The sequence below is a fragment of the Vibrio sp. 1557 genome (genome assembly GCF_033340175.1).
In the GTDB taxonomy this organism is placed as follows: domain Bacteria; phylum Pseudomonadota; class Gammaproteobacteria; order Enterobacterales; family Vibrionaceae; genus Vibrio; species Vibrio alginolyticus.
The window spans coordinates 1-1,254 of the sequence record NZ_JAWOVZ010000172.1 but is presented as its reverse complement, the minus strand read 5'-3'; the positions used below and the strand labels follow the sequence as shown (position 1 = coordinate 1,254).

The window sequence follows — 1,254 nt, the reverse complement described above, 5'->3', positions numbered from 1 at the left end:
AGGAACCATGCTGTGGTGGATGGCTGGCGCGACTGCATTCATGACGCAATTTTCAGCGTGGACGTTTACGGGTGCCGCAGCCAAAGCGTATGAAGATGGCATCAGCGTGATGTTCATCTTTTGGGGAAATGCGTTGGGATTTTTCGTCGCGGCAGCATTTTTTGCGCGTCGCTATCGAAGGTTACGCGTAGAAACCGCCATGGAAGTGATTCGAGTGCGGTTTGGCCACACATCAGAACAGCTATTCACATGGTTAAGCTTTCCGCTGACTTTGATCGCCTGTGCTATTTGGATGAATGGATTGGCGTCTTTTTTCTCTGCCGTTTTTGCCATTGAGATGTCGACCACCATTCTCGCTATGGGGGTGGTCGTCACTTTGATCGCCGTGAGCGGAGGCGCGTGGACGGTGTCTGTGACGAATGTAATTCAATTAATTTTGCTGATCGCCATTACTCTAGTGATCGGCTATACCGCACTGCAACGCTTTGACTCACCAAGCGAAGTATTTGCGTACACCACGCCAATTTATGGTGAACAGATCAGGATTCCGTCTCTGTTTGTGATGTGGGCGATCGCCATGCTGCTGCAACAAACCATGAGTAATAACCACACCTTGAGTTGCTATCGCTTTCTGACCACCGCCAACGATAAAGACGCCACCAAGGCCGCATTCGTTGCTGGTGTGCTGTTTGTTTTTGCCCCGGTACTGTGGTTTATGCCAGCGTGGTTCGTGGCAGCACAAAACATCGATTTACTGGCGATCTATCCTGCACTAGAGCAGAGTGCGAACAACGCCGCTTATCTCTACTACATCCAGCATTACATGCCTCAAGGTTTACTCGGATTGGTGATGGTGGCATTGGTGGCCGCGACCATTGCGCCGCTTTCATCAGCACACAACCGCAACGCTGGCATTGTGGTCAAAAGCCTCTACCAAGTGTGGTTCAACCCAAATGCTACCAGTCGTCAGCAGTTGATGGTTGGAAAAATTGCGACGATAGTATCTGGCGTATTAGCCACGGTCACAGCTTTGCTGCTGGCGTCTGTTGAGTCGTACAGCTTGTTCGACATGATGATTGTGTTCGCGGCGTTCATTCAGATGCCAATCAACATCCCATCTCTGCTTGCGCTTGTCAATTTGAAAACACCAAACTGGTCGGGATGGGCCACCGTTATGGTCGGATGCGCAGTATCGCTCTTTATGATGTTTATCTTTGATGTACAGTGGCTCTCTTCCTCGCCATTAACGCCAAG

General features: G+C 50.2%; 1 protein-coding gene. It reads left to right on the top strand.

Annotated elements, in window-relative coordinates:
- A partial coding sequence (locus tag R7070_RS25600; protein ID WP_318141439.1) for a sodium:solute symporter family transporter occupies positions 1-1,254 on the top strand: 1,254 nt, incomplete at both ends.